Here is a 26,688-nt window from a genome sequence, read left to right as displayed (position 1 = left end):
GGGATGCTGGCTGGCAGTCAGCATGTCCAGTGCAGCCGCAGCGGCCCTCGTCGTCCAGACGCTGGCCGCGTGATGAAAAGAAATGCTTGCGCTCCGGCCAAGGTCTAGATAGAATTCGCGCCTTCTTACAGGCTCGTAGCTCAGCTGGTTAGAGCACCACCTTGACATGGTGGGGGTCGTTGGTTCGAGTCCAATCGAGCCTACCAACGCATCACGCAGACACGGACGGTCCATCGCGGACCGTCCGTTTTTGTTTGTCTTCTCGAAACACGGAGTGCTTCCATGATCCAGCCCGGCAACGTATTCAAGGACAACCTCGCGCAACTGCCCGCCATCGACGGCATTGCCCGGATCGACCTGGTAGACACCGCCGGCGCCGTCGTGGCCAGCATCGAGAATGTGCAGGGCAAGCAGGGTTCGCTCGCCGTGTACAACTATCTGCAGCAGGCGTTCGGCACGCTCGACGCACGCGCTGCAGAGCACGCCCTGGCCGTCTTCGCCGAACACACCGCCGATGCACGCAACCGTCCGGGCGCCCATCCCAATGTGGATCGCCTGCTGGCGATCGCCGGCGGTGCCGAAGCGCTGAAGATCGTCGTCATTCAGAAGGGCTGAGCCCCCTCTTCCCGCCCCTCTCTGCAGTACCGCTCAGCGCATCTTTCCAATGATGGCCTGCATTTCATCTGCATCGAATGCGCGCAGCGTCTGGGTATGCACGTTGCCCTGAGCGGCAATGGTCAGGCCGAAGGCGGTGACCGCGGCATCGTCGGGTCCTTCCATCGTCAGTACTACGTCATATTTGCCTAGCGTCCAGAGGACATCCGTGACCTTGACGCCAAATTGCCCGGCGGCTTCCCTGACGGCAGCCGCACGTTTGGTGGTCTCCTTGACCGTACGGACCCCCTGGTCCGTAAAGGTTGCGAGCACGATATAGCGGGACATGTTGAACCTCCGACAAAATGGAATCGGGCGCCGTTGGCCGGAGGCCAGCGGTGGTTCAGCGTTTCCGGGCGACCAAGGCACGCGAAGGCCGCGCGCAACGTTTCCCGGTTCGATATCGGCCAGATGTGCGCCTCGTGAAGACAGTCGCACGGGAACCCTGAGCAATCCCGTCACGATGCAATTTGCGCGCCACAGCAAGCAGGGCGCGGCCTGACGGCCGGACACGCCGCCATAGCCGCGCGCAGCGGCACGGGACGTTGCAGAAGTGAAACTGCGGAAATGCGGCGCAAGTGAGACGCGGATGCAGCGCTTACTTTTTCAGCGACGCCTCAAGACTCAGCAGGTTCAGCGGCGCCACGCGTATCAGTCCGCCGCGCGGACTGTCGATATCCGAGATCAGCGCCAGCGACAGCGACACCGTCAATGGCAGCACCACGATCAGCACCGCCTTGACGTGGCTGCCGCGCATGCCATAGCCCTGCATCATGTTGCTGAAGAACGCGATGGCGATCATCAGGCACCACGCGGCCACCGGAATCCGGTTGATCCACGCCGCCTCCGTATAGCCCTGCGAATTGATTACGTCGTTCATGCCTGACACCACTAGCCCGGTGATCGGATTGGGCTTGTCGCGCGCCACGTCGCGCACCGTCTTCCACATCTCGTCTTCGATACGCGCCGTCGCCACCGCGATCTCGCTTAGTTCGTCCTTGTCGCGCGTGCGGTAATAGATGATGCGCTGGTCCAGGTACTGGATCAGCAGCGCCTTCACCTTGTCTGCCTCCGGCCCCTCGATCAGTTCCGCGCGCAGGTATTCGGTGCCAATCGCGTTGGCCTCCTCTTCCTCAAGGTTCTTGCGCTGGTCATAACGGCCCACTGCCATCGACAGCGTGAAGCCGATCAATAGCGCCAGCAGCGTCAGTGTGGCGCCCTGCACCAGATTGAAATCGTCGCGGTTGTCGCCAGGCACCGGATAGATCCGACGCAGAACCACTGCGCCAAGCGCCGTGGCAATCGCCATCAGCACGATCAACACCACGAACAGGATGGCGGGATGCGCAATCAGTGGATTCATGAAGTCCTCGTACGTGCGACGCGTTACTGCATGCCGTGGGCCAACGCGATGATGATCGGCCCCAGCACCGGCAGCATGACGTTGGCGATGGCATAGGTCACCGTGTAGCCCAGCAGCGGCACCGAACTCTGGCTGGACGCCATGATCGCGCTGATGGCCGGCGTGCTCACATGCTGGCCGGCAATTGCACCCACCAGCAGCGGGCCCTCGATCTTGAGCACCTTGTGTCCGATCCACAGTGACAGGCAAGCCGGCCCCAGCGACACCGCCAGCCCGATCAGCGGCAGCACCAGACCATGCTCGCGGATCAACGAGATCGCAGCCGGGCCAGCAGAAAGCCCCACGCACGCCACGAATACCGCCAACCCCAGATCCTTCAGCAACTGCACGGCAGCCGCAGGCATATCGCCAATGGTAGGGCGCTTGAAGTGAATCCATCCGAAGACCAGCCCGCTCAGCAGCGCGCCGCCGCCACTGCCCAGCGTCAGCGGAATGCCGCCCACGTTGAGCGTCAGGCTGCCCACGACCAGCCCGATGAGGATGCCCGCACACAGGAACACGAGGTCGGTGACATCGGTCGTGCGGACTTCGGTGCCGAGTTCCTGCCCGGCCGCCGACAGCGCCGGTTCCACGCCGACCAGCGTCACGCGGTCACCATGCTGCAGCCGCGTGGCCCGCGTGATCGGCAGGCTCATGCCGGAGCGCACGATCTGCTGCACCCAGGCGGTACGGATATGACGCTGCGTGGCCGCGTGCGCCAGTTCGCCGAGCGTGCGGCCATTGACGGCAGGCTTGCGCACGATGATGTGTTGCTCGCCAAGTTGCAGGGCATCGGCATGGCCGGGCGGCAGCAACACTTCGGGACCGATCAGGTCGCCCGCTTTCAGCAGCCTGTCCCGCACACCGATCACGGCGGCGATGTCGCCGGCTTCGAGCACCTGCTCCGGCGTTGGCTCCACCTGCTCGCCATGCCGGAACACGCTGATCAGCAACGTGCGCCCGCCAATGCGGGTCTCCAGCCCGTTGATCGTCATCCCCGCCGCCTGCTCCACGCGGTACGAGCGCCCCACGAGGCGAGGCAACGCCGGATGCGTGGCCACATCGTCATCCGAGGCAGCTTCAAGCCGTGTGGCCAACTCCTTCGACGCTTCCTTGAGGTTGATGCGCAGCAGTGCCGGAGCGATCTGACTGGTGAAGAAGACGATGCTGATGAGCCCGACGAGATAGGTCAGCGTATAGGCCGTGGCGATATTGGCTTCCATGCGGCTCACCTCGGCAGGATCGAGGTTCAGGTGCCGCAGCGCCTCGGCTGCCGTGCCAACGACCGCCGATTCCGTGGCCGCGCCCGCCGCCAGCCCTGCCGCCGTGCCGGCGTCCAGCCCGAGCAACGGCACGGCGGCCAGTACCACGGTCAGCACCACCACGGCTTCGATCAGGGGCAGCGCCATGTAGCGCAGGCTCGAACGATTCAGGTTCGCAAAGAACTGCGGCCCGCCCGCGTAGCCCATCGCGAAGATGAACAGGGCAAACGACACTTCCTTGAGTTCGCCGTGCATCTGGCAGCCGGTCTGGCCCAGCAGCAGCGCCACGATCAGCGTGCCGCAGACCCCGCCCAGGCGGATAGGTCCGGCCCGCAGCATACCAATCAGGTAACCCAGCCCCACCGTGATGAACAGCACGGCCATGGGCACGGCGTTGAAGAATCCGACGGAACATTGCATGGCGGGGGCGCGCGGGGCGAACGACCGGTTTTTGGGCGCATGGGCGGCGAACTGACCAGCTATCGTGCCCCATTCGCCCCTGCGCGCGCCTGCGTCAAAGAAAATTTCATATCGGAGTCAGAAATCTTCAATACCAGCGAATTGGCCTTGCCCTTGCCCTTGGCCTTGCTCTTTCCCTTTGCCAATCCTCACCACACCGTGCAAACCTTACAGGCAGCGGATTTGCCGCCAATGGCTACCAGAACGTGGCCGCGTAGCCCACGACGATCAGTGCGATCGCGATCAGGAATATCGGATGCGTCCATGTATAGCGCCGGTTGCCGCGCAGGCGCTGCATTTTCTCTTCACGGTTCTGCACGTCGTCTTGTTGCATGCGATCTCCCGAAGTGGATGGTTTCCGGTTCAGGAGTGCAGGATGCGTGCCATGTCCCTTGCGCCGTCAGGCACGAATCGCGCGCTGCGCCGAGCAGCATTCGCGCGGCAGCGTTACCGTGAACGTGGTCAGGCCACGCTCGGGCGATGAAACGGCCTCCACCGTCCCGCCATGCAGCACCACAAGCTCGCGCGTGATATAGAGGCCGAGGCCGAGCCCTTCGGAGTTGCCGCTGGGTGCCGCACGTCCCGGCCCGGAGCGGAAGGCGTCGAAAATATGCGGCAGCGTGGCGGCATCGATCACGCCGCCGTTGGTCACGCACATCACCACGTGATCGCGCGCAGTGCCATCCACGCGCACGGCAATCGGCATCGAAGCATCGCCGTGCTGCATGGCGTTGCCCACCAGGTTCTGCAGCACCTGCGCGATCAGGCCGCCGTCCACACGCACCCGCGTATCGCCTGTGGTGTCCAGCGTCATGCAAGGCTGGCCGCGCGATGCCTCGCACTCGTCGACGATGGCCGCGCAGATGGCGCGCAGGTCTTCGTCCTGCGGCATCAGTTCCACACGGCCGCCATGCAGGCGCGCCACGTGCAGCAACTGATCCACCATGCGCGCCATGCGCTGGCCGCTTCGCGCAATGCGGTCCGTGGCGGGCCGGATCTTTTCCTCGCCGCCAAAGCGGCCCAGGAACGAGGCCGATGCGATGATGGCAGACAGTGGCGTGCGCAGGTCGTGCGCGAGCACTGCCATCAGCATCTCGTTGGTCTTCAGCAGTTGCTGCGCGGCTTCGAGTTGCTCGGCCAGTTGCAGCTTCTGCTGCGCGAGCTGCACGAACACATCCACCTTGGCCGACAGTACACGCGCGTCGATCGGCTTGAAGAGGAAATCCACCGCGCCCGTGGCATAGCCGCGGAACGCACGCTGGCTATCTTCCCCTGCAGCCGTCAGGAACAGGATGGGAATATGGCTGGTACGCTTGCTGCCGCGCATCAATTCGGCCAATTCGAAACCGTCCATCTCGGGCATGTGCACATCGAGGATGGCCAGCGCGAAGTCGTGATCGAGCAGTACTTCCAGCGCCTGCGCGCCGGAGTTGGCCTGCACGATCTCCACGCCTGGCTTGGCCAGCAGCGCTTCCAGTGCCGTCAGGTTGGCGGCGATGTCATCGACGGCGAGGATCTTGACGGGAGGTTGCATGGTAGGGGTCATTCAATAATGCTGGCCAGCCCGTGGCCAATTTCTTCCAGGTTCAATATGCGTTCCGCCGCGCCACGCGCGATGGCTTCCTGCGGCATGGTGTCCACCTTTGCGCTTTCGGGCGCCTGCACCCACGCCTGCCCGCCGGCTGCCCGGATTGCAGCAAGCCCGCGCGCACCGTCGTCGTTCGCACCGGACAGCAGCACGCCCAGCACCTGCGCGCGCCATGCGATGGCCGCCGATTCGAACAGCACATCGATGGATGGCCGCGAATACCGCACCGGCGGCTCCACTGACAATGCCAGCCGCATGCTGCCCGCTGCGTCGGGGTCGGCTTCCACAAGCAGGTGGTAGTCGGGCGGAGCGAAATAGACATGGCCTGGCAGCACCGCCATCTTGTCGTCGGCCTCGCTCACCGGCAGCGCGCACCGCGCCGTGAACAACTCGGGCAACAGGCTCGGCATGGACGGATGCTGATGCATCACGATGACGATCGGCACACCCAGCCGCGCCGGCAACATCGGCAGCAACGCGGTGAGCGCCTCGATACCACCGGCCGATCCGCCGATCACGACGGCGCTGCAGGGACGCAGGTCGGGGATTGCCATTGCGCGTCTCACACCTTGCGGTAGAGCCGCTCTTGCGCGGCCACCGCTTCGAACGCATCGCCGTGCGCGCTGAAATGCAGGCTCTCCTTGCTGCCCAGCCCGAGAAATCCGCGCCGTGCGAGCGCTTCGCCAAACAAACCGATCACGCGATCCTGCAGCGGCCGGTCAAAATAGATCAGCACGTTGCGGCAGGAAATCAGGTGCGCTTCCTGGAACACGCTGTCCGTGGCCAGACTATGGTCCGCGAATACCGACTGCCGGATCAGCTGCGAACGGAACTTTGCCTTGCCATAGGCCGCGTGATAGTAGTCCGACAGCGAACGCTTGCCGCCCGCCGCCAGGTAGTTCTCTTCGAAACCACGCAGGCGGCCCGCATCATAGACGCCTGCCCTCGCAACCGCCAGCGCCTCCGGATTGATATCGGTCGCGTAGAACACCGTGCGCGATGCCAGCCCCTCTTCCTCGAACAGGATGGCGAGCGACCACAACTCCTCGCCACTGCTGCACCCGGCCACCCATACATTGACCGAAGGATAGGTCTGCAGTACTGGCACCACATGCTCGCGGATCGCGCGAAAGTAGCTGGGATCGCGGAACATCTCGCTGACCTGCACCGTCAGGTATTGCAGCAATCGGCCAAAGAGCGCGGTATCGCGCAGCATGCGGTCCTGCAGTTGCGATAGCGTGGCCAGATGAAAATCGCGCAACGCCTGCTGCAGCCGCCGACGCAGCGACGCCCGCGAATAGCGCCGGAAATCGTGCTGGTACTTGCGGAAGATCGCTTCGAGCAGCAGTTCCAGCTCGATCTCGAAGTTGGCGTCGGGCAGCAACGTCTCGCCCTCGCTCTCGCCCATGAGATCGGCAGAGGGCGCGGCGCCAGCGATACGCGACTTCAGTTTGCGTGTAGCCATACGCGGCAGAGCGAAAGCAGTTTGTCCACGTCGATGGGCTTGGCGATGTAGTCGTTCGCGCCTGCCTGCAGGCAGGCTTCACGGTCGGACTGCATGGCCTTGGCGGTCAGCGCGATGATGGGCAGGCGTCCGTAGCGCGGCATCTGGCGGATATGGCGCATGGCCGTGATGCCATCCATCTCCGGCATCATGATGTCCATCAGCACCAGGTCCACGTCATCGACCTTGTTCAGCATGTCCAGCGCCTCGCGGCCGCTGCGCGCGATTTCCACGGTGGCACCCAGTGGCTCGATGACCTTCGACAACGCGAAGATATTGCGCGCGTCGTCTTCCACCAGCAGCAGCTTGCGGCCATCGAACGCATCGTCGCGGCTGCGCGCCGCGCGCAGCATGCGCTGGTGCTCGGGCGGCAGCGACGACTCCACGCTATGCAGGAACAGCGTCACCTCGTCGAGCAGCCGGTCCGGCGAGCGCGCGCCCTTGATGATGATCGATTTCGAATAGCGGCGCAGGCGCTGTTCGTCCTCCGCACTGAGCTGGCGCCCCGTGTAGATGATCACGGGCGGCATGGCGCCGGATTCGGCGTCGGCCATATGGGCCAGCAGATCATGCCCGGTGCCATCCGGCAGCACCATGTCCATCACCACGCAATCGAAGGGCGTGCCGTTCAGCGCGGTCTTTGCGCCGGCCACGCTGTCGGTGGTCACGATCTCGGCATCGAGCGATTTCAGCAGCGCGCGGATGCTCTCCCGCAGCGATGGATCGTCCTCGATCACCAACACGCGGCGCTTGCCCGCCGTCATGCGCGCTTCGAGCCCGCGAATCACCGCCGCGAGCTTGTCTCGCTCGCTGGGCTTGAACGTGTAGCCGATGGCGCCCAGGTGCAGCGCGGCCTCGGCATGGTCGCTGACGGAAACCAGATGCGTGGGAATGTGGCGCGTGGTCGGGTCGCGCTTGAGCCAGTCCAGCAGCGTCAGCCCCGATTGATCGGGTAGCGCCACGTCCAGCAGGATGCCGCATGGCTGATACTGCCGCGCGAGTTCCAGCCCATGCGCCGACGTGGTGGCGTGCAGGCAGTCGAAATCGAGTTCGTGCGCAAGGTCGTAGAGGATGCCCGCGAAATCGGTATCGTCCTCGACCACGAGAATCAGCCGGCTGCCGCGCGTGCGATGGTCGCGGTCATCGGGGATCGGCGCGGGATACCCAGGCTGCACGCGCTCCAGCGGTTCGGTAGCCGGCGCCGGTGCAGGCAGCACCGGACGCGGTGGCGCGGCAACCTGCAGCGGCGGCGCCTGCGTCAGCAAGCCGGCCTGCGTAGACGCATCGGCCATTAGCGTACGCGGCACGGTCAGCGCAAATACGCTGCCCTGCCCTGGCTCGCTGACCACGGTGATTGCACCGCCCAGCAGCCGCGCCAGTTCGCGCGAGATCGACAAACCCAGCCCCGTACCGCCGAATCGACGGCTTGTGGTGCCATCGGCCTGCTGGAATGCCTCGAAGATGACCTGCTGCTTGTCCTTGGCAATGCCGATGCCGGTGTCCCGCACCTCGAAGCGCACCGCATCCTCGCCCTGCGCCGCCAGGGCCAGCGTCACGCTGCCGGTTTCGGTGAACTTGAATGCGTTGGACAGCAGGTTCTTCAACACCTGTTGCAGCCGCTGGCTATCGCTGACGATGGCGTCCGGCACGCCCGGCATGAAATCGATCCTGAACGGCACGCCCTTGTGCTCGCCAATCGGGCCGAACATGTTGTCCAGCGTGCGCGCGAACATGGCCAGTTCCACCGGCTCCGGTTCGATCACCAGATGGCCGGCCTCGATCTTGGAGAGGTCGAGGATATCGTTGATCAGGTTGAGCAGATCGGTATTGGCGGCGTGGATCGTGGCGGCGTAGCGCACCTGTTCGTCGCTGAGCGTGCCCTCCTTGTTCTCCTGCAGCAGCTTGGCCAGGATCAGCGCACTGTTCAGTGGCGTGCGCAGTTCGTGCGACATATTGGCCAGGAACTCGCTCTTGTACTGGTTCGAGCGCTCCAGCGCGCGCGCATTGGCGGCGAGCTCGGCCTGGAAGGTCAGCATCTCGCGCTTCTGCGCTTCCAGCCGCTGCGCATGTTCTTCCAGTTGCACGTTGGTCTGTTCGAGTTCGGCCTGTTGCGCTTCGAGCCTTGCCTGCGAATCCATCAGTGCGCGGCCACGTTCTTCGAGTTCCTCGTTGGAAACACGCAGCTCCTCCTGCTGCACCTGCAATTCCTCGCTCTGGCGCTGTGTCTGGCCGAGCAGCGTTTCAAGCCGGCCACGATACGCCGCCGCGCGCAGCATCATGCCAACCGACTCGCCCATGCGCTCCAGCAGTTCGATCACGTCGGCCGTGTCCCGGCGCATCGATACGAAGCCGAGTTCGATCACGCCCACTACCTCGCCTTCAGCCGTCAGCGGCGCAGCCACAATCTCGTTCGGCGCGGTGCGGCCCAGTGCCGAGGAAATCTGCAGGTAGTCCGAAGGCAATCCGCCCAATGCAATCACGCGATTTTCGGCAACGGCCTGGCCCGCGAGGGTTTCGCCGGGCGACAGCGTTTGCGGCACCGTATCGGCATTGGCCAGCGCCCATGCGGCCACGCGCCGCAACTGATCGCCCTCGGCCAGATAGACCACGCCAACGTGCGCCTCCAGTGTCTGCGCGAGGGCGCGGATCAGCACGTCACCGACATTCCCCGTGGATTGCGCCGTGCGCACCGACTGCAGCACCCGCACCTGCGCGTCCTGCAGCCAGATCACGCGCCGCACTTCGATCTGGGCCACGATGTAGCGATACACCACCACGGCCAGAAACCACACGATGGCAACGCCCATCGTCCGATTGATGACCGAATACAGCACGTTCGACGTGCTGCCGGGCGACAGGTAATACCCGACCGGCACCAGCACGGTCACGGCGGCCGCCGCGATCAGCGGCAGGCGTGCGTTTTCGCCATAAAGCGCCAGGCAGACCGGCACCAGATACAGCACCCATACCGCAAGACCCAGCGGCGTGAGGACATCGATGCCGAACACGATCGCCACCGAGACGGGGACGATGATCGTGCCGAACAGAAAACGGTGCAGGGATGACGGTTGCATACCGACAGGGGCAGTGGATGGGGCGAAATGGGAGAGCGGCGGCCCGAATGACCGACGCTCGACACAGGAATGCGCCTCATCCTACCCTGCGGAGACTGACTTGGATGTCGGTGTCACGCCGACATTTGCTGCGCCGCAGCGACGGGATGCCTGCGGGCTGCGTGTGACGGCGGCTACATGACGCGATGCGAGAAATGCCCGCGCGGCGCATCGGCCATCAGCCGCGCGAACTCGTCCACGTCCATATGGACAAGCTCCCGGTGATCGCCCGCCTCGAAGTAGACATCGTCGTGGCCGAGCAGGCTGTCGTCCAGCCAGGTGAGTGTGCCGTAGGCCGATCCCACCGCAGGTAGCGCATCGGGGCGGCAATCGCGGAATACCTCGCGCACGCCTTCACCATGCGCCAGCGTCAGTTCGCGGCCGGTTTGCGCACGTAGCTCCGAGAGTTTCAGATGGTGCGATGCGGGAATGACGGCGGCGAGATAGCCGCGACTGTCTTCCAGCAACACCATGCGGGCGAGGCGGTCGCGTGGGATGGGCGCCGCCGGCCCCCGATCCACGACGTCATACCGGCTGTCGTTCCTGCCCAGGCACCGTGCCAGTCTGCCAGCGATTGCCATGATAAGAACCTCCGCGCGCTGAAACGCCGCTGTCGTATCGTGTATCGACACTATAGGACACGCATCGGGGCGCGCCCGGCCTGCACATGGTGGGACAAACCCCGAGCCAGGGCTTGTCATAGCGGCGCCCTATCGGGGCGATTACAAAGCTCACATTTGGTTGACGGAAGGTCTCAACTATATTTTTCGTGCGGCGGCCTGCCCGCGCGCGTGGCACCGCATACAGACGGCTGGAACCAGAGGTACATACCCCCCACAGGAGACCTGCATGTCCACAGAAAAGTGCCCGTTCAACCATGCCGCCGGAGGCGGCACCACCAACGAGGATTGGTGGCCCAAGCAGTTGCGGCTCGACCTGCTGAGCCAGCACTCGGACAAGACCAATCCCCTGGACAAGGAATTCGACTACGCCAAGGCGTTCAAAAGCCTTGACCTCGCGGCGGTGAAAAAAGACCTGACCGCCCTGATGACCGATTCGCAGGACTGGTGGCCGGCCGACTTCGGCCACTATGGCGGCCTGTTCATCCGCATGGCGTGGCACAGCGCCGGCACCTACCGTATCGGCGACGGACGCGGAGGCGGCGGACGTGGCCAGCAGCGCTTTGCACCGCTCAACAGTTGGCCGGACAACGTGAGCCTGGACAAGGCGCGCCGGCTGCTATGGCCGATCAAGCAGAAGTACGGCCAGAACATCTCGTGGGCCGACCTGCTGATCCTGAGCGGCAACGTGGCACTGGAATCCATGGGCTTCAAGACGTTCGGCTTTGCCGGCGGACGCGAGGACACGTGGGAGCCGGACCGCGACGTCTACTGGGGCAATGAAAAGACCTGGCTCGGCGGCGATGTGCGCTACGGCAAGGGCGCCGCCGGCAAGGACGACGACCAGGCCGTGCTGGTGGCGGACAAGGACATGCACGGCAAGGAGGTGAGCCGCACCGATCCGGGCCGGAACCTGGAGAATCCGCTGGGCGCGGTGCAGATGGGCCTGATCTATGTGAATCCGGAAGGTCCCGATGGCAATCCTGATCCGCTGGCCGCTGCCTATGACATCCGCGATACCTTCGGCCGCATGGCGATGGACGACGAGGAAACCGTGGCGCTGATTGCAGGCGGCCATACCTTCGGCAAGACGCACGGTGCCGGCACACCCGATCACGTCGGTAACGAACCCGAGGGCGCGGATCTCGAACTGCAGGGCTTCGGGTGGCACAGCACCTTCGGCACCGGCAAGGGCGCCGATACCATCACCAGCGGCCTGGAAGTCACGTGGAGCAACACCCCGACCAAATGGGGCAGCGGCTTCTGGGACAACCTGTTCGGCTTCGAGTACGAGTTGACCAAGAGCCCGGGCGGTGCCAACCAATGGGTGGCCAAGGACGCCCCAGAGACCGTACCGCACGCCTATGACCCGGCGAAGAAGCTCAAGCCGACAATGCTGACCACGGACCTGTCGCTGCGCTTCGATCCGATCTACGAAAAAATCTCGCGGCGCTTTGCAGCAAACCCCGCCGAGTTCGCCGACGCCTTCGCACGGGCATGGTTCAAGCTGACCCACCGTGACATGGGGCCCCGCGCGCGCTATCTCGGCCCGGAAGTCCCGAAGGAAGAACTGCTCTGGCAAGACCCGATCCCGGCCGTCGACCATCCGCTCGTCAACGACCAGGACGTGGCTGCGCTCAAGCAGAAGATCCTGGCGTCGGGCGTATCGCTCTCCGATCTCGTCAAGACCGCATGGGCGTCGGCCTCCACGTTCCGTGGCTCCGACAAGCGCGGCGGCGCCAACGGTGCACGTATCCGGCTGGCTCCGCAGAAGGACTGGACCGCGAACGATCCGGCGGAACTCGGCAAGGTGCTCGACAAGCTGACCGGCATCCAGGGCGAGTTCAATGCGGGAGGCAAGAAGATTTCGCTGGCAGACCTGATCGTGCTGGGCGGGAATGCCGCCATCGAGAAGGCCGCCGAGAAAGCCGGCAAGAAGGTCACCGTGCCCTTCTCGCCGGGCCGGATGGATGCCTCGCAGGAGAAGACCGATGTGCAGTCGATGGGCGCGCTCGAACCCGTGGCCGATGCGTTCCGCAACTACATCAACCCGCGCGTCCGTGTGCCGGCCGAGCACATGATGATCGACAAGGCGCAACTGCTGACCCTGACCGCCCCGGAGATGACCGTGCTGATCGGCGGCCTGCGTGTGCTGAACGTCCATAGTGGGCCGGATGCCCACGGCGTGCTCACCGACCGGCCCGAAACGCTGACCAACGACTTCTTCCGCAACCTGCTCGACATGAGCGTGGAGTGGAAACCGAAGTCACGCGATGTGTTCGAAGGCCGCGACCGCAAGACCGGCCAGGTCAAGTGGACCGGCTCGCGTGTGGATCTGGTGTTCGGATCGCACTCGCAGCTTCGCGCGCTGAGCGAGGTCTATGCGAGCCAGGACGGCGAGGCGAAGTTCGTCAACGACTTTGTTGCCGCATGGGCAAAGGTGATGGATCTGGATCGGTTTGATTTGAGGGTGTGAGGGGCTGTTAGGAACGCGATAGTCCCGTAATTTCGCTAGAAGTGAGAGCCGGCCTCCCGTTGAGGGGGTCGGCTTCTTTTTTTGGAGATGTTGGCGTCGTTATGCGCTCCCCTCTCCCATGCAGTGGGAGAGGGGAGCAAACCGGAAGTTCTTCCCGATCTCCCGCTGCAGCCCGGCCATATCAAGGCAGCACGATCTTGCGGATAGCGTTGTTGCCCAGTTCGGCGGCGTACAGGTTCCGGGCGCTGTCGATGGCCAGGCTCCATGGTGCCCAGAACGTTGCCGTGGGCCCCTCTCCATCGATGTTCCCGCTCAGTGCTCCGCCGGCGATCGTCGTGACCACGCCGGCGGGCGTGATCTTGCGGATCGTGTTGTTGCCTTTCTCGGCAACATAGACGTTGTTGTCACTGTCCACCGCAATGCCCTGTGGATAGCTGAACTGCGCCGCGGTGCCGGTGCCGTCGGCACGTCCGGATGTCGTCGAGCCTGCCAGCGTGGTGACCACGCCGGCGGGCGTGATCTTCCGGATCATGTGATTGTTCATGTCGGCCACGTAGAGGTTTCCGGCACCATCCACCGCAATGCCGGACGGGGTGTAGAACGATGCCGCATTGCCCGTGCCGTCGGCACTCCCGTTCAGGGTCGAACCGGCAACCGTCGTCACCACGCCGGCGGACGTGATCTTGCGGATCATGTTGTTGGCGCTGTCGGCGACGAAGAGGTTGCCTGCAGTGTCGATGCAGATGGCGAATGGTTCGCGGAAACCCGCCGCCGCGCCCGTGCCGTCGGCGGCACCGAATGTGGTGGAGCCGGCAAACGTCGTGACCACGTACGTGGTGTCGATCTTGCGGATCTGGTGGTTCAGCTGGTCAGCCACGTAGAGATTGCCAGCCGCGTCGATGGCCATGCCGGACGGAAACCGGAATTGCGCTGCAGTGCCCGTTGCGTCGACAGATCCTTGGGTGGAACCAGCAATCGTCGTCACCACACCAGCAGCCGTGATCTTGCGAATACGGTGGTTCGCGTTGTCGGCCACGTAGACATTGCCCAGGGCATCGACCGCCATGCCGGCCGGCTGGCTGAAGCGCGCGGCGCTTCCCGTGGCATCGACGTAACCGTTGGTCCCGCCACTGGCCAGCGTTGATACCTGGGCGGCGGCCGGCGGATTGTTGATGCAGTCCACGCTCACGTCCGTCACATTGGCCGCCGTGGTGCCGCTGCCGTGGGTCACCGTGCAGGTCTGGCCAACCGGCTGCGTGCCGATGGTGACCGCGTAGACGCTCGTCACGGCAGTCGAGAATTTGAAGGCGCCATTGGCCGACAGCGTGAGCGCGTCGACGCCATTGTTCTGCAGTACCACCGAGGTGGCGGCAGCGAGCCCGGAGAGCGTGCCGCCCACCGTATAAGTGGCGGGCACGGGCACCACGGGGACCACCGGAGCTGGATCGGGTTGCGAGGCAGGTGTGCTGGCCGGCGGATTATCACCGCCGCCGCAACCGGACAGAACGGCGATACCGAGTAAGAGTGTCAATGCACGCGCGTGCTGCTTGAGGCGGCTGTTTGCTTCCATGATGTCGTTGTGCGAGATAGCTGAATGATCTTCTGGCCCCACTGGCCATCGCTCAAATATCGGCACAACGCTGGAGGATCTTGATGCGCTACGGCCGGGCGACCTTGGTCGTGCGCACCGTGTAAAAAGTTCAATCGCCAGCCGCACTCCCCGCCAGGGAGGCCGGCTGCTGTTTGTTGGCCGTGAATGCGCATATCGAGTGACAGCGCATGGGCAGCCTGCGATTCAACATTTCCTGCCGCAGTATTTATGTGTGACGACCAGACGAGACGCCGTCGCCAGATCTCCGCTATCCGGCCTCACCGAGCCGGTGGACAGCAACTTCTCGATCCGCCACAGCGCAATTTTTTCTATGGAAGCTGCCTCGGGATTCAGAAGCTCCGCATAGACAGGGGAATTATCGAAGATGGATCGAACGATACGAAGACGGAACCCTTCGTGCAAGAGACGTACGATGCGCCTCTGTTGAACAGACATTGCCATGAAACGTGGAGACTCTCGAAACTTTAGACATGATGTGATGTTTTTATTGTTGGAAACCGAATGATTGCCATCAGGAAATCTCCCTCCCATTCCTCTTTGGTGGGGTTCCTTCGAGCCAGCGGCCGATCTGGGGACGGGATTCGCAAAGGCAAGGGGCCTTTTTGCGTGGCCGATGCAATAGTCGCCATGCGGTGCCGGATGCGCTACGTTTGGCGGGTCGAGCGCGATCAAACGGCTGCATTGTTCCGCTAGGCCATGCGCGAATTCCGCAGGGCATGCCGCTTGCATTGGCCCTTCAACACTTCGAGGAGTCAGCCATGCAACCGCTCCGTTTCTTGCCCGCGTTCGTCGGCCTCATGCTCGCGCTGATGTCGGTCGCCTTCCTGACGACACCCGACGCCGCACCGCTTTCCGACAAACCCGGCACCGCCCTCGCAGGCGATGCCGACGCCATGTTCTTGCGCAAAGCCGCCGAAGCCGGCACATTCGAAATGGAAGCGAGCCGCATCGCAGAAAAGAAAGCCAGCAGCGCAGCGGTCAAGCAGTTCGCGGCACAGATGATCAAGGATCACGGTGCTGCGTCGGCCAGGATGGAACCCATTGCAAAGCGACTCGGCATCCAGTTACCGGCCTCGCCGAACGCGGCGAAGAAAGAGGAAATTTTGCAACTGTCAGCGTTAAGCGGCGTCGCCTTCGACAAGGCCTACTCGCAGAAGGTTGGCGTGGACGCCCACCAAAACGCCGTCAAGCTGTTCCGCGAAGCAACGGACGACACCAGGGATCGCGACGTAAAAGCCTTCGCACGCAACACGCTGCCTACGCTGCAAAGCCATCTCGAGATGGCGAAGAAGGTGCTTGCGGAAGTCGACAAGTGAGGGCGCGGGAAATCGGCATGGCGTAGCTGCCGAATTTCTTGTTCTTTGCTACAACGCATAGAGCAAACCAAGCACGACGAGACACGCTGAAACCGTCACGTAGTAGCGGCAGCCATGCGGACGGATGGAAGACGCGGGCGGGACGGTTGCATCTGGTGGCTGTTTCCGCATGATGGCTCACTTCGAGACGGCAACGGACTTGAGCTTGATGACACGCGAGACTTGTGCAAGCTTGAAGCCGCTGTGCTCGACATACGGCGAGCATTCCATCGGCGTGGTGAGGGACTCCACGGCGGCAAAATGACCGATGTACCGGTACTTGTCCGTCTCGCTCCTGATGAACAGTGGAACGGCTTCCGACTGCGTCGCGAGTGTCCTGCCTGCCGCGCGAGTGGATGCGGCACTGCTGCAAAGGATCGCCTCGGGGGCATGCGGATTGAGATCGGGTCGCAGGCATATCGCCACCACCTTGCCATTCTTTGTCGGAAGGAACGCCTGCTTGCTACCGCCGCATACCGTGTGGATGAATTCGCGCGTGTATTCCTTGCTTTTTTCAAACATGAGTGATCTCCGAAACGATGCGCACCGAAGGCAGCCGCATCAGAACGGGACGATATCGAGTTTGATGTAAATGGCGCGAAGAAGCGGGGGCAAGGCAGATCAACGCGCCGTAAATGCGCATGCCGTGCAGTTGACCCTCACTGACACGGCGACAGGCGATTTTTTCTTCCCTGACGCAAGAATTACCGGTCTGAGCCCCCACTCGGCCGCGCGCCGCCGCGCCCCCGCAAGGACCCGAACCGGTTGGCATAGAGCCACGTGAACTCCGCACCCAGCAGGAAGATCTGTGCCGAGTAGTAGACCCATACCAGCACCACCACGAGCGAGCCTGCCGCGCCGTAGCCGGTGGCGACGCCTGTCTTGCCGATATACAGGCCGATCAATAACTTGCCGATGGTGAAGAGTACCGAGGTGACGATCGCACCGAGCCACACGTCGGGCCAGCGGACTGCCGCGTGCGGCATGATCTTGTAGATCATGGCGAACACCACGGTCACCATGCCGAAGCTGATGGCCATGTCGAGCAGATGGCCGATCACCTCGTCCTCGCCCATCATCGGCATCCAGTACCGCCCGATCGCCGCGATTGCGGCGCTTGCCACCAACGATACGATCAACAGGAAGCCGATGCCGAGAATCATGCCGAACGACAGCACGCGCCCACGTAGCAGTTCCCAGATTCCAGAAGGCTTCTTGCGCTCCGGCACCTGCCAGATGCGGTCGAGCGCGGACTGCAATTCGGCGAAGACTGTGGTGGCGCCCACCAGCAGGGTAATGAAGCTCAACACTGCAGTCAGCGAACCCTTGGCCGGCTCACTGAGCGAAACCAGCATGCTCTCGATGGCCTTGGCGCCTTCCACGCCCACCAGTCCGCCGATCTGCTCCACCACCGCGCCGCGTGCGGCCTCGGCGCCGAATGCCATGCCGGCAATCGATATCACGATCAATAGCAGCGGTGCCACGGAGAACACCGTGTAGTAGGCCAGCGCGGCGCCCATGCTGGGCGCGTAGTCGTCAATCCACGCGGATACCGTGTCTCTGAGCAGGATGGCAAGGTTCTTCGGCGTCCTGCGCAAGGCAGGACCTGGCGTTATCTGGGCGGCATGCCCGGCGGGAACGCGATCCATGATGTGGCTCCGGCACGGCGAATGCCGGTTTCCTTGCAATCGGCATGCCTGCGTGCCGCAGCATCCGGGCGCCAGGATATCGGCCGGATATCACGCCGCCATGGGTTCGGCATGCCGGGGCGCGATATGGGCGGCCACGCGTGTATTCGCCCGAGCCGTCGCGGTCACCGCACTTGCTGCACTTGCCGCGCTCATCGCGCTGGCCGATTCCGCTGCGCGAATCTCCTCCGTCATGAAATCGATAAACACACGGATGCGCGCTGGCAGGTGCTGGCGGCACAGGTAGCAGATGTAGTGCCCGCGATCCCCCGGGGCATGGCGGTCCAGCAGCGTCACCAGCGTGCCGCGCGCGAGGTCGTCGGCCACCTGATGAAGCGGTAGCTGTGCAATGCCCCGTCCATCGCGCACCGCATCGAGCACGAGATCGGCATCGTTGTACGTGAGCCTGGCGGTCGGCACATGCTTGCGCGGCTGCCCATCCACGCGGAACTCCCATTCCGCAACGCGGCCGCCCGAGAACCGGCGGTTGATGCAGTCGTGCTGCGCCAGCGCTTCGAGCGAGTCAGGCAGCCCGCGCCGCTCGGCATACGCACGCGAGGCGCACAGCACCATCTGCATCGGGATCAACTGCTTGGCGATGATGCTCGAATCCTCGATATAGCCATCACGAAACGCGACATCCACCTGATCGCCAGCAAAGTCGGCGGGCCGGTCGTCGAGCACCAGTTCCACCGCGATGTCCGGATAGATCTCCGAGAACTGCAGCAGCAGCGGCGCCACCACCTTGCGTCCAAAGCCCATCGGCGCATTCACGCGCAGCATGCCGCGCGGCGGGCCCTGGCGCAGGTCCAGCATGTCGTTCATCGCGCCCATGATGTGCGTGACACCGAGGTTGCAGTTCTCGAAGAAGCGTTCCCCTTCGCGCGTCAGGCTCGTGGTACGGGTGGTACGAAGGAACAGGCGCGTGCTGAGCTGCTCTTCCAGCTTCTGCACACTGCGCGAGACGGCGGAACGCCCAATCCCGAGCCGCTCGCCAGCGCGGGCGAAGCTGCCTTCGGTGGCCACGGCCATGAAGGCAATGATGCCCGTGTAGCTCGTGGCGAAGCAGTTCGACAGCGCGTCGGTGCGATTCGGCTGGACGGCACAGGCGCCGCGCGGCGAGATGTCCGGGTAGTGCATGGCGTTCATGGAGGGCTCCCCAAAAGGGTCCGGTGTCAATCGCACCGGCAGTGCCTCAAGGTTAGTCGTGCTGTCTGGCAAATACGATTCTGCACACGGGTGGCGCAGCCTTGTCCATTCGCATTGGACATTAATACTCCTGTATGCCCGCCGTCCGCTCGGCCAGCGCGCGCGGGCCGCATCGGGCTTCGCACCAGGCCGGGACCGAACGTATGGGAAACGTTAATACATAGGTATGATTCCCCGGCGCCCTGCCCGGCCTTACGCTGGATACCGTTATGCACTGGCATGGCCGCCGTTGCAACGCATTGGCGTCACGGTGGCCTCCATGCTCCTCCCCAAGAGATCGAGGCAGGTCCTATTGAATTCCGCTCAGTCAGCCGCTCAGTCAGCCGCCCAGTCAGCCGCTCCACTGGTTGCGATCGTCGACGATGACGAGTCCATCCGCATGGCGACGGCAAGCCTTGTCCGCTCGCTCGGCCGTCGCACGGAGCAATTCGCATCCGCCGAGGCATTCCTCGCCTCGGACAAGATCGCTGCCATGGACTGCGTGGTGTCGGATTTCATGATGCCGGGCATGACCGGCGTGGCGATGCACGAGCAACTGCTGGCGCTGGGCTACCGGATGCCCATTGTCTTCATCACCGCCTTTCCTTCCGAGGAACTGAAAACGCGGGCGCTGGCCAACGGGGCGCTGGCCGTGCTTCTCAAGCCCGTGGACGCCAACGACGTGGCGCACTGGCTCGACGTGGCGCTGGGATAGCGGTGTTGCTGCAGCAGACGTGCCGGGAAAAACGCCGGGCGGTGGGAGCGTCAGTGCGGCTTGCGCGTCTGTGCAGACGCTGCAGATTCTGACGCGATGCCAAGCAGTTCGGACTTCCTGACGAGATCGGCCACCGAGCGGGCGCCCATCTTCTTCATGGCCTGCCCGCGATGAATCTTGACGGTGACCTCGCTGAGGCTCATCTCCCCGGCAATCTGCTTGTTCATCAGACCTGTCACCACAAACGCCATGACTTCGCGCTCGCGCGGGGTCAGCGACTCGTAGGCCGCGCGCAATCCCGCACTGGACTGCTCGGCGGCCAGCCGCTCACCATCGCGCGCCAGTGCATTGGCCACGGCATCGAGCATGTCCTGGTCGCGGAATGGCTTGGGCAGGAAATCCACCGCACCCGCTTTCATCGCCTTGACCGTCATGGCGATATCGCCGTGACCGGTCATGAACACGATGGGCATGCGCAGGCCGCTCTTGCCAATCTGCTCCTGGAAGGCCAGGCCACTCTCGCCGCGCAGCCGCACGTCGAGGATCAGGCAACTGGGCACGTCCGGCCTTGGGTAGCCCAGGAAATCCTGCGCCGACTCGAATGTCACCACCCGCAGGCCGATGGAGCGCAGCAGGCCATCGAGCGCGAGCCTGACGGATTCGTCGTCATCCACGACGTAGGCCATCCGTTCCTTGCCATCGCGCGGGCCCGTGGGCACCGTCGAACTCGACCACGCATTCATCAAACGCTCCCCCCGCCGAATGGCGATCCAATCGAGATGATAATCATTCTAGGAGATGGCGGAAACGCGCCATTATCGCCATCACATTGTTTCCAGAATGTCGACACTGGCCGCATTGCCAATCACTCGGCAAGGTGATACAGGCGCCTCATTTGCCAGGCTCGCCCGCATCCGGATGCCCCTCCTCCCCCGCATCCGCCACACTGCGCGCGGGTGACCACACGCGGCCCCGCGTCCGTTCGATCACCGGCAGCCGTTGCTGGATCGCCGCCTTGGCCAGCATGTGCGCGCTAATGGGTGCGGTCAGGAACAGGAAAGCCGAGACGAGCAATTCGTGCAGGCTCAGTCCATTGCCGCGCACGCTGAAATACACCACCGATGCCAGCACCACGCCGCCCACGCCCAGTGTGGTCGATTTGGTGGGGCCGTGCAGGCGCATATAGAAATCCGGCAGCCGGGCGAGTCCGATCGCACCGATCAGCATGAAGCCGCTGCCGATCAGCAACAGCACGCAGACGACGATTTCCGCGATGGGGTGCATGGTCGCGTGCATGGCGTTACCTCAATTCGATGATGTCGCCGCGCTGCAGGTATTTGGTCAGCGCAACAGTGCCGATAAACCCTGTCACCGCAATCAGCAGCGCGATCTCGAAAAACAGTGTCGAGTCGATGACCATGCCGTACAGCACCAGCAGCGCGATGGCATTGATACTCAAGGTGTCCAGCGCAATGATGCGGTCCGGCAGGCTCGGCCCGCGCAGCAGGCGGGCCACGGTCAGCAGGAATGCCACGCCCTGCAACGCCAGGGCAATCGGTATCACGATGGCAAGCATACGAAAATCTCCTTGAGCGGCGCCTCATAGCGAGACTTGATGGTGTCGACGAGCTGGGCTTCGTCGCGCAGGTTCAGTACGTGGATCAGCAGAACGCGACGGTCGTTGCTGAGTTCGGCACATAGCGTGCCGGGACTCAATGACACGATGCTGATGAGCGCGGTCAGCGCCATCTCGTGCTCCAGATCCAGCGGCACCTGGATGAAAGCCGGTTGCATGCGCCGCATCGGCCCCAGCACCAGCGCCGCCACTTCCACATTGGCGTGAACGATGTCGTAGAGCACGCGGCCCGCCAACTGCGCCACCAGGTCTGGCCGGCGCAGTTCCATCGGCCGCAACCACAGCCGCTCCCCGATCTTCAGCGACAGCAACCAACCCAGCAGCGCGCCCAGCAGGACCTGCCCTGGGGAAACATCGTTGACCAGCAACAGCCAGATGATGGCCAGCACCAGACTCAGCCAGGGATGCGGAAACAGCCGCTTGATCATCGGTCAGCCTCCTTTGCTGGCGGCGTGTGAAGCACCGCTTCACGATAGGCCGCTACATCGGACAACTGCCCCGCCGTGGCATCGACATAGCGCTCTACGGGCGCGGCGAACAGGACCAGCGTCACATTGCCCGCGAGCAGGAACATCGCGCATGTCAGCTTCCATCGACGCAGCACCACGCCGCGCCGTGGCGAGCGCACGCCGTGCCGCACATACGGTGCGCTCCACACTTGCCGGCTGCCGGTGCGGCTGGCTGCAATCAGCAGCAGCAGGCTGGACCCCAGGATCACCGACCACGCTGCGGCAGCCGATGGGCCCATCGTGGCGCGCAGCATCATCGCCTTGCCGAGGAAGCCGGACATCGGCGGCAGCCCGATGGCAGTCACGATGGCAACAAGAAACAACGCGCCTTCGAGCCGCATGCCAGGGCGCCGCACCACGCGTCCGCCCGCCTTGCCGACGGGCCGCTCCAGTGCGGGATCGACGGCATCGTGGCGCGTATCGAGCGCGCCGGCCAGCAGGAACAACGCTGCCGTGCATAGCGTCGTGCTCGGCAGGTAATACAGCACCGCGGCCCAGGCTTCGTACGTCTGCAGGCTCGTGCCGGCCAGCAGCAAACCCACCGAAGTCAGCACCAGATAGCCCGTCAGCACGCGCACCTCGTGCGCAGCCAGTGCGCCGACGGCACCGATGACCATCGTCAGCAACGCCAGCCACCACAGCCAGTCATGCATGAAGCCCGCGAGTGGTCCGGCATCGAGATTGAAGATCAGCGCCTGCGTGCGCAGCACGGCGTACACGCCCACTTTGGTCATGATCGCGAACAGCGCAGCCACCGATGGCGTGGCCCCGGCATAGGCACGCGGCAACCAGAAGTACAGTGGAAACGCCGCGGCTTTCAGCAGGAATACAAGCTGCAGCATCACACCGGCGGCGATGGCCAACGGTAGCGATGAGGCATCGAGTCCCTGCAATCGCACACCCATGTCGGCCATGTTCAGCGTACCCGTCAGACCGTAGAGGATGCCGATGGCAATCAGGAAGAAGCTCGAGCCGGCCAGGTTGATCAGCACATAGTGCAGGCCGGGCACGATACGTCGGGGTCCTCCGCCATGCACCAGCAATGCATACGAGGCGATCAACAGGATCTCGAAGAACACGAACAGGTTGAACAGGTCTCCCGCCAGGAACGCGCCATTCAGGCCCATCAACTGGAACTGGAACAGCGCGTCGAAATGCCGCCCGAGCCGGGCATCGCCGCAACTCGCATGCACCGATGCGGCCACCGCCAGCACGGCGGTCAACACCAGCATGAGCGCACCGAGCCGATCCAGTTGCAGGACAATGCCGAACGGCGCCGGCCAGTTGCCCATCGCCACCACGGGAATCGCGCCGGTATCGGCCACACACAACAACCCGACAGCTATCGGCAACAACGCGAGACTTGCGCCCACGGAAACACTGCGCTGCCAGCGCTGGCGGCGCGCGGGCATCATGGCGAGCCATGCGCCCACGAACATCGGCAACAGCAGAGGCAGCAACAACGCATGCGTGACGGTCATGGTCGCTCCACGCCGTCTACGTGATCGGTGCCGGACAACCCAAGCGAACGCAGCGACAGCACAATCGCGAATGCAGTCATCGCAAAGCTGATGACGATGGCGGTCAGCACCAGCGCTTGCGGCACTGGGTCCGCATACTGCGCACCTTCCACAATGACCGGTGGCCGCCCGGTGACGAGCCGGCCCATCGAGAGCAGGAACAGCGTCACGGCATACGACAGCAGCGTCAGGCCGAGTACCACGGTGAAGGTGCGTGCGCGCAGCAGCAGGAACACTCCGCAGGCGGTGAGTACGCCAATCGTCAACGCAAATGCGGCTTCCATCATCGCCCTCCTTTCGTCTGCGCCGAAGCGTGTGCCTGCTCATGCGTACTGGCGAGGATGCGCTTGTCGCGCACGCCGAGGTGCGACACGATCAGCAGTGTGGTCCCCACCACCGTCATATAGACGCCCACATCGAAAATCATCGCCGTGGCCAGTTCGATTTCGCCAATCAACGGAATGTGGAAGTGCCCGAAGGATGTGGTGAGAAACGGATAGCCGAAGAACCAGCTGCCCAGTCCCGTCAGTCCCGCCACCACGATGCCCGCGCCGGCCATCACGCGATAGTTGACGCCGATGCGCGACTCGGTCCACAACACGCCGCTGGCCACGTATTGCATCAGCAAGGCAATCGACGTGACCAGCGCGGCCACAAACCCACCGCCCGGCAGGTTATGGCCGCGCAGCAGGATGAAGACCGCCACAAGCACGGTCAGCGGCAGCATCAGCCGCGCCAGGATCGATAGCAGCAACGGATGGCTTTGCCCTGCCCATGGCGCACCATTGGGGTCGAACGCGGGAGCGGTGAGCCGCAGACCCTTGAGCATGGCCTGCACGCCCAGGCCCGCCACCAGCAGCACGCAGATCTCGCCAAAGGTATCGAAGCCCCGGAAATCCACCAGGATCACATTGACGATGTTGTGCCCGCCCCCACCGCTCACGCTGTTCCGGACGAAGTAGTCGCCAATCGAATCGTAGGGCCGCGTCATCACGGCAAAGGCTGCGGCACTGACGAACGCGCCGCCTGCCAGTGCCAGCACGCCATCGCGAATCCAGCGTGCAGGGCGGCTGGGCTGCCGCGCCTTGTCGCCATCGCCGGGCAGGAAATACAGCGCGAGCACCAGCAGCAGGATGGTCACCACCTCCACCGACACCTGCGTCAGCGCGAGATCCGGTGCGGAGAATCGCGCGAACAGCAGCGCCATCAACAAGCCGCACATACTCAGCATGGAAAGTGCCGCCACACGTTGGCGCCGGCAGGCCACCACCACGATCGCCCCCAATGCCATGATGGCCAGCCCCGCGCCGGTAATGGGATCGAGCGGCGCGTGGGGCAATGGCCCGGACAATGCGCGCATCGCATCCGGCAGCGGCATCGTCCCTGCGCCCAGCAGATACCAGCCGGGCAACAGCACCATGACGGCCACTAGCAGCGCGATATAGCGTTGCAGCGAGCCGTTCTCCAGCGCGGCGGTCAGCGTTCTTGCCGCCCATCCCAGCGCCTGCATCAGATCCTCGAAGCGATCGCGCGCATTGAGCAGCGCCAGCGTGGCGTGATGCCGGTGGAATGCCTCGCGCCGAAAGTAGAACAACAGCGTGCCGCCCACCAGCGAGATCAGGCTCATCATCAGCGGCACGTTGAAGCCATGCCACGGACTCAGGCTGTATTCGGGCGGCGCCTTGCCTAACGTGGCGTACGCCGTAATCTGCAGCAGCGCGCCCACCGTGATATTCGGCACGAGGCCCACCACCAGGCAGATCACGACGAGGATCTCGACGGGCACCTTCATCAGGCGGGGCGGTTCGTGCGGAGGATAGTTCGGCAGATCGTCGGGCTTGCCATCGAAGAACACGCCATAGATAAAGCGCAGCGAATACGCCACGCTGAGCGCGCCGGCCAACGTGGCCGCCGCTGGCACGATCCAGTTGAAATAGCCGAACAGATCCTGCGCCAGCGTTTCGCCGAAGAACATCTCCTTGCTCAGGAAGCCGTTCAGCAGCGGCACCCCCGCCATCGACAGCGACGCCACGATGGCCAGCGCCCCCGTATGCGGCATATAGCGCCACAGGCCGCGCAACTTCGTCAGGTCGCGTGTGCCGGTCTCGTGGTCGATGATGCCCGCTGCCATGAACAGCGATGCCTTGAACACCGCGTGATTGATGATGTGGAACAGCGCGGCCACGGTGCTCAGTTCCGTATCGAGACCGAACAGCAGCGTGATCAGCCCCAGGTGGCTGATGGTGGAATAGGCCAGCAGCCCCTTCAGATCGCGCTGCAGCAACGCCATGGCCGCGCCCCCGAGCAGCGTGACAAGGCCGCAGAGGCTCACGATATAGAACCACCATGGCGTGCCATCGAGCACCGGATACAGCCGCGCCAGCAGGAACACGCCCGCCTTGACCATCGTTGCCGAGTGCAGGTAGGCGGAAACCGGCGTGGGCGCCGACATCGCGTGCGGCAGCCAGAAGAAGAACGGGAATTGCGCTGACTTGGTGAACGCGCCGATCAACACCAGCACCAGCATCAGCGGATACAGCGGATGGCGCTGCACCATGCCGCCTTGCGCCAGCACATCGGCCAGCTCCAGGCTGCCGCAGATGCGGCCAAGCAGCAGCACCCCGGCGAGCAGTGCGAGACCGCCCGCACCAGTGACGGTCAACGCCATGCGCGCGCCTTTTCGCGCATCGGAGCGGTAGGACCAGAAACCGATCAGCAGGAACGAGACGATGCTGGTCATCTCCCAGAACACCAGCATCAGCAACAGGTTGCCTGAGAGCACCACGCCGAGCATCGCGCCCATGAACAGCAGCAGCAACGTGAAGAAACGCACCGTGGACGCCACACGCGGCAGGTAGTAGCGCGCGTAGATCACCACCAGCAGTCCGATACCCGCAATCAGCACGGCAAAGGTGAAAGCCAGGCCGTCGAGCCGCAGGGTCAGGTTCAGGCTGATCGACGCCAGCCAGTCATGACGCCACTTGAAAACCGTCCCGTCCTCGATGCCCGGCCACGCCATGGCCAGCACGCCAAGCGCGGCCAGTGCCGTGGCAGCGGCGATGGCGAACGCCGCAGTGGCGCCGCCGCGCTTGCAAAGTTGAACGATCAACGCGCCGGCAAAGGGCAGCGCAACCAGCGCGATCATCAGCATCGGTGTTGCTCCGGCGCTTTGTGCAGCGTCATTGAGGCTCCTTTGCGATGTTGGGTTTTTCTTTCCCCCTGTTTTATTCCCCTCTCCCGCTTGCGGGAGAGGGGTTAGGGGTGAGGGCAAGCAGTTCTATCTACGACAGGCCGCAATTTGTACCGCTGCGCCCTCACCCCCGGCCCCTCTCCCGCCTTGCGGGAGAGGGGAGCAAAACAAGAGAAGGAAACGGGGAAACCCCGAGA

At 63.8% G+C, this 26,688-nt stretch carries 24 protein-coding genes and 1 tRNA gene; 5 read left to right on the top strand and 20 right to left on the bottom strand.

Going from position 1 to position 26,688, the window contains the following annotated elements; all coding sequences use genetic code 11:
- The first annotated feature begins 129 nt into the window (after positions 1–129).
- Positions 130–206 (top strand) — tRNA-Val (locus ABDB81_RS16140).
- A 76-nt stretch (positions 207–282) separates the two neighbouring features.
- Entirely contained in the window at positions 283–615 is a 333-nt protein-coding gene (locus ABDB81_RS16135; protein WP_137925614.1) for a DUF2322 family protein, read from the top strand.
- A gap of 33 nt (positions 616–648) precedes the next feature.
- On the opposite strand, the gene ABDB81_RS16130 is transcribed toward ABDB81_RS16135, so the two are convergent.
- The 9 genes from ABDB81_RS16130 to ABDB81_RS16090 form a co-directional block, all read right to left on the bottom strand.
- On the bottom strand, positions 649–942 hold the full coding sequence (locus ABDB81_RS16130; protein ID WP_137925615.1) for a GYD domain-containing protein: 294 nt from the start codon (positions 940–942) through the stop codon (positions 649–651).
- Positions 943–1,252: 310 nt separating this feature from the next.
- A complete protein-coding gene (locus tag ABDB81_RS16125) occupies positions 1,253–2,017 on the bottom strand; it encodes a hypothetical protein (RefSeq protein WP_346812088.1) in 765 nt (254 codons plus the stop codon).
- A gap of 23 nt (positions 2,018–2,040) precedes the next feature.
- Positions 2,041–3,738 (bottom strand): aspartate-alanine antiporter, encoded by a 1,698-nt coding sequence (gene aspT / locus ABDB81_RS16120; RefSeq protein ID WP_137925617.1) that lies wholly within the window; start codon positions 3,736–3,738, stop codon positions 2,041–2,043.
- Positions 3,739–3,973: 235 nt separating this feature from the next.
- The gene (locus ABDB81_RS16115; protein ID WP_160473424.1) at positions 3,974–4,111 is read right to left on the bottom strand and encodes a hypothetical protein; all 138 of its coding nucleotides are present in this window, start codon (positions 4,109–4,111) and stop codon (positions 3,974–3,976) included.
- Positions 4,112–4,177: 66 nt separating this feature from the next.
- Positions 4,178–5,323 carry a hybrid sensor histidine kinase/response regulator gene (locus tag ABDB81_RS16110; RefSeq protein ID WP_346812086.1) on the bottom strand — a complete coding sequence of 382 codons (1,146 nt, stop codon included), beginning with the start codon at positions 5,321–5,323 and terminating at the stop codon, positions 4,178–4,180.
- Entirely contained in the window at positions 5,320–5,919 is a 600-nt protein-coding gene (locus ABDB81_RS16105) for a chemotaxis protein CheB (protein WP_137925618.1), read from the bottom strand. Before ABDB81_RS16105 ends, ABDB81_RS16110 begins: the two co-directional genes overlap by 4 nt.
- Before the next feature lie 8 nt (positions 5,920–5,927).
- Positions 5,928–6,773 (bottom strand): CheR family methyltransferase, encoded by an 846-nt coding sequence (locus tag ABDB81_RS16100; protein ID WP_346812091.1) that lies wholly within the window; start codon positions 6,771–6,773, stop codon positions 5,928–5,930.
- Between the two features lie 38 nt (positions 6,774–6,811).
- Positions 6,812–9,943, bottom strand: coding sequence for a response regulator (locus tag ABDB81_RS16095; RefSeq protein WP_160473423.1), 3,132 nt, complete (start codon positions 9,941–9,943; stop codon positions 6,812–6,814).
- Positions 9,944–10,116: 173 nt separating this feature from the next.
- Positions 10,117–10,563 carry a YbaK/EbsC family protein gene (locus tag ABDB81_RS16090; protein WP_160473422.1) on the bottom strand — a complete coding sequence of 149 codons (447 nt, stop codon included), beginning with the start codon at positions 10,561–10,563 and terminating at the stop codon, positions 10,117–10,119.
- 268 nt (positions 10,564–10,831) lie between these two features.
- Between ABDB81_RS16090 and katG the strand changes: the two genes are divergently transcribed.
- A complete protein-coding gene (gene katG / locus ABDB81_RS16085) occupies positions 10,832–13,078 on the top strand; it encodes a catalase/peroxidase HPI (RefSeq protein ID WP_137925621.1) in 2,247 nt (748 codons plus the stop codon).
- A 181-nt stretch (positions 13,079–13,259) separates the two neighbouring features.
- Here katG and ABDB81_RS16080 read toward each other — a convergent pair whose 3' ends face one another.
- A complete protein-coding gene (locus ABDB81_RS16080; RefSeq protein ID WP_346812082.1) occupies positions 13,260–14,648 on the bottom strand; it encodes an NHL repeat-containing protein in 1,389 nt (462 codons plus the stop codon).
- A gap of 800 nt (positions 14,649–15,448) precedes the next feature.
- Here ABDB81_RS16080 and ABDB81_RS16075 point away from each other — a divergent pair.
- Positions 15,449–16,006 (top strand): DUF4142 domain-containing protein, encoded by a 558-nt coding sequence (locus ABDB81_RS16075; protein ID WP_346812080.1) that lies wholly within the window; start codon positions 15,449–15,451, stop codon positions 16,004–16,006.
- Between the two features lie 177 nt (positions 16,007–16,183).
- Here ABDB81_RS16075 and ABDB81_RS16070 read toward each other — a convergent pair whose 3' ends face one another.
- The 3 genes from ABDB81_RS16070 to ABDB81_RS16060 form a co-directional block, all read right to left on the bottom strand.
- The gene (locus ABDB81_RS16070; protein WP_137925623.1) at positions 16,184–16,567 is read right to left on the bottom strand and encodes a DUF6697 family protein; all 384 of its coding nucleotides are present in this window, start codon (positions 16,565–16,567) and stop codon (positions 16,184–16,186) included.
- A 182-nt stretch (positions 16,568–16,749) separates the two neighbouring features.
- Entirely contained in the window at positions 16,750–17,694 is a 945-nt protein-coding gene (locus ABDB81_RS16065; protein WP_137925624.1) for a YihY/virulence factor BrkB family protein, read from the bottom strand.
- Between the two features lie 90 nt (positions 17,695–17,784).
- Complete coding sequence (locus ABDB81_RS16060; RefSeq protein ID WP_160474630.1) at positions 17,785–18,873, bottom strand: LysR family transcriptional regulator; 1,089 nt, start codon at positions 18,871–18,873, stop codon at positions 17,785–17,787.
- A 361-nt stretch (positions 18,874–19,234) separates the two neighbouring features.
- Between ABDB81_RS16060 and ABDB81_RS16055 the strand changes: the two genes are divergently transcribed.
- A complete protein-coding gene (locus ABDB81_RS16055) occupies positions 19,235–19,636 on the top strand; it encodes a response regulator (RefSeq protein ID WP_283205143.1) in 402 nt (133 codons plus the stop codon).
- Between the two features lie 50 nt (positions 19,637–19,686).
- Here ABDB81_RS16055 and ABDB81_RS16050 read toward each other — a convergent pair whose 3' ends face one another.
- From ABDB81_RS16050 to ABDB81_RS16020, 7 genes are all read right to left on the bottom strand, one after another.
- Complete coding sequence (locus ABDB81_RS16050; RefSeq protein WP_137925626.1) at positions 19,687–20,379, bottom strand: response regulator transcription factor; 693 nt, start codon at positions 20,377–20,379, stop codon at positions 19,687–19,689.
- Positions 20,380–20,527: 148 nt separating this feature from the next.
- On the bottom strand, positions 20,528–20,932 hold the full coding sequence (locus ABDB81_RS16045) for a Na+/H+ antiporter subunit G (RefSeq protein WP_346812078.1): 405 nt from the start codon (positions 20,930–20,932) through the stop codon (positions 20,528–20,530).
- Positions 20,933–20,936: 4 nt separating this feature from the next.
- On the bottom strand, positions 20,937–21,212 hold the full coding sequence (locus ABDB81_RS16040; RefSeq protein WP_137925627.1) for a K+/H+ antiporter subunit F: 276 nt from the start codon (positions 21,210–21,212) through the stop codon (positions 20,937–20,939).
- Positions 21,197–21,700, bottom strand: coding sequence for a Na+/H+ antiporter subunit E (locus ABDB81_RS16035; protein ID WP_346812076.1), 504 nt, complete (start codon positions 21,698–21,700; stop codon positions 21,197–21,199). The genes ABDB81_RS16040 and ABDB81_RS16035 overlap by 16 nt, the downstream gene beginning before the upstream one ends.
- Complete coding sequence (locus ABDB81_RS16030; protein ID WP_346812074.1) at positions 21,697–23,262, bottom strand: monovalent cation/H+ antiporter subunit D; 1,566 nt, start codon at positions 23,260–23,262, stop codon at positions 21,697–21,699. The genes ABDB81_RS16035 and ABDB81_RS16030 overlap by 4 nt, the downstream gene beginning before the upstream one ends.
- Positions 23,259–23,585, bottom strand: a complete 327-nt coding sequence (locus ABDB81_RS16025; protein ID WP_160474628.1) for a Na+/H+ antiporter subunit C — start codon at positions 23,583–23,585, stop codon at positions 23,259–23,261. Before ABDB81_RS16025 ends, ABDB81_RS16030 begins: the two co-directional genes overlap by 4 nt.
- Entirely contained in the window at positions 23,585–26,452 is a 2,868-nt protein-coding gene (locus ABDB81_RS16020; protein ID WP_346812073.1) for a monovalent cation/H+ antiporter subunit A, read from the bottom strand. The genes ABDB81_RS16025 and ABDB81_RS16020 overlap by 1 nt, the downstream gene beginning before the upstream one ends.
- Between the last annotated feature and the right edge of the window lie 236 nt (positions 26,453–26,688).

The organism is Cupriavidus sp. DL-D2 (genome assembly GCF_039710735.1).
Taxonomy (GTDB): Bacteria; Pseudomonadota; Gammaproteobacteria; order Burkholderiales; family Burkholderiaceae; genus Cupriavidus.
The sequence above is the reverse complement of the archived record's forward strand: the minus strand, read 5'-3'. Positions and strand labels throughout refer to the sequence as shown.

What these genes read in the sequence shown, in the direction of transcription:
- ABDB81_RS16020 (WP_346812073.1), bottom strand. Translation starts at nt 26,452, where the DNA reads ATGCTGATGATCGCGCTGGTTGCGCTGCCCTTTGCCGGCGCGTTGATC.
- ABDB81_RS16135 (WP_137925614.1), top strand. Translation starts at nt 283, where the DNA reads ATGATCCAGCCCGGCAACGTATTCAAGGACAACCTCGCGCAACTGCCC.
- ABDB81_RS16050 (WP_137925626.1), bottom strand. Translation starts at nt 20,379, where the DNA reads ATGAATGCGTGGTCGAGTTCGACGGTGCCCACGGGCCCGCGCGATGGC.
- ABDB81_RS16040 (WP_137925627.1), bottom strand. Translation starts at nt 21,212, where the DNA reads ATGCTTGCCATCGTGATACCGATTGCCCTGGCGTTGCAGGGCGTGGCA.
- katG (WP_137925621.1), top strand. Translation starts at nt 10,832, where the DNA reads ATGTCCACAGAAAAGTGCCCGTTCAACCATGCCGCCGGAGGCGGCACC.
- ABDB81_RS16100 (WP_346812091.1), bottom strand. Translation starts at nt 6,773, where the DNA reads ATGGGCGAGAGCGAGGGCGAGACGTTGCTGCCCGACGCCAACTTCGAG.
- ABDB81_RS16130 (WP_137925615.1), bottom strand. Translation starts at nt 942, where the DNA reads ATGTCCCGCTATATCGTGCTCGCAACCTTTACGGACCAGGGGGTCCGT.
- ABDB81_RS16125 (WP_346812088.1), bottom strand. Translation starts at nt 2,017, where the DNA reads ATGAATCCACTGATTGCGCATCCCGCCATCCTGTTCGTGGTGTTGATC.
- ABDB81_RS16110 (WP_346812086.1), bottom strand. Translation starts at nt 5,323, where the DNA reads ATGACCCCTACCATGCAACCTCCCGTCAAGATCCTCGCCGTCGATGAC.
- ABDB81_RS16045 (WP_346812078.1), bottom strand. Translation starts at nt 20,932, where the DNA reads ATGCACGCGACCATGCACCCCATCGCGGAAATCGTCGTCTGCGTGCTG.
- ABDB81_RS16065 (WP_137925624.1), bottom strand. Translation starts at nt 17,694, where the DNA reads ATGGATCGCGTTCCCGCCGGGCATGCCGCCCAGATAACGCCAGGTCCT.
- ABDB81_RS16070 (WP_137925623.1), bottom strand. Translation starts at nt 16,567, where the DNA reads ATGTTTGAAAAAAGCAAGGAATACACGCGCGAATTCATCCACACGGTA.
- ABDB81_RS16025 (WP_160474628.1), bottom strand. Translation starts at nt 23,585, where the DNA reads ATGGAAGCCGCATTTGCGTTGACGATTGGCGTACTCACCGCCTGCGGA.
- ABDB81_RS16115 (WP_160473424.1), bottom strand. Translation starts at nt 4,111, where the DNA reads ATGCAACAAGACGACGTGCAGAACCGTGAAGAGAAAATGCAGCGCCTG.
- ABDB81_RS16105 (WP_137925618.1), bottom strand. Translation starts at nt 5,919, where the DNA reads ATGGCAATCCCCGACCTGCGTCCCTGCAGCGCCGTCGTGATCGGCGGA.
- ABDB81_RS16095 (WP_160473423.1), bottom strand. Translation starts at nt 9,943, where the DNA reads ATGCAACCGTCATCCCTGCACCGTTTTCTGTTCGGCACGATCATCGTC.
- ABDB81_RS16075 (WP_346812080.1), top strand. Translation starts at nt 15,449, where the DNA reads ATGCAACCGCTCCGTTTCTTGCCCGCGTTCGTCGGCCTCATGCTCGCG.
- aspT (WP_137925617.1), bottom strand. Translation starts at nt 3,738, where the DNA reads ATGCAATGTTCCGTCGGATTCTTCAACGCCGTGCCCATGGCCGTGCTG.
- ABDB81_RS16060 (WP_160474630.1), bottom strand. Translation starts at nt 18,873, where the DNA reads ATGCACTACCCGGACATCTCGCCGCGCGGCGCCTGTGCCGTCCAGCCG.
- ABDB81_RS16080 (WP_346812082.1), bottom strand. Translation starts at nt 14,648, where the DNA reads ATGGAAGCAAACAGCCGCCTCAAGCAGCACGCGCGTGCATTGACACTC.
- ABDB81_RS16090 (WP_160473422.1), bottom strand. Translation starts at nt 10,563, where the DNA reads ATGGCAATCGCTGGCAGACTGGCACGGTGCCTGGGCAGGAACGACAGC.
- ABDB81_RS16035 (WP_346812076.1), bottom strand. Translation starts at nt 21,700, where the DNA reads ATGATCAAGCGGCTGTTTCCGCATCCCTGGCTGAGTCTGGTGCTGGCC.
- ABDB81_RS16030 (WP_346812074.1), bottom strand. Translation starts at nt 23,262, where the DNA reads ATGACCGTCACGCATGCGTTGTTGCTGCCTCTGCTGTTGCCGATGTTC.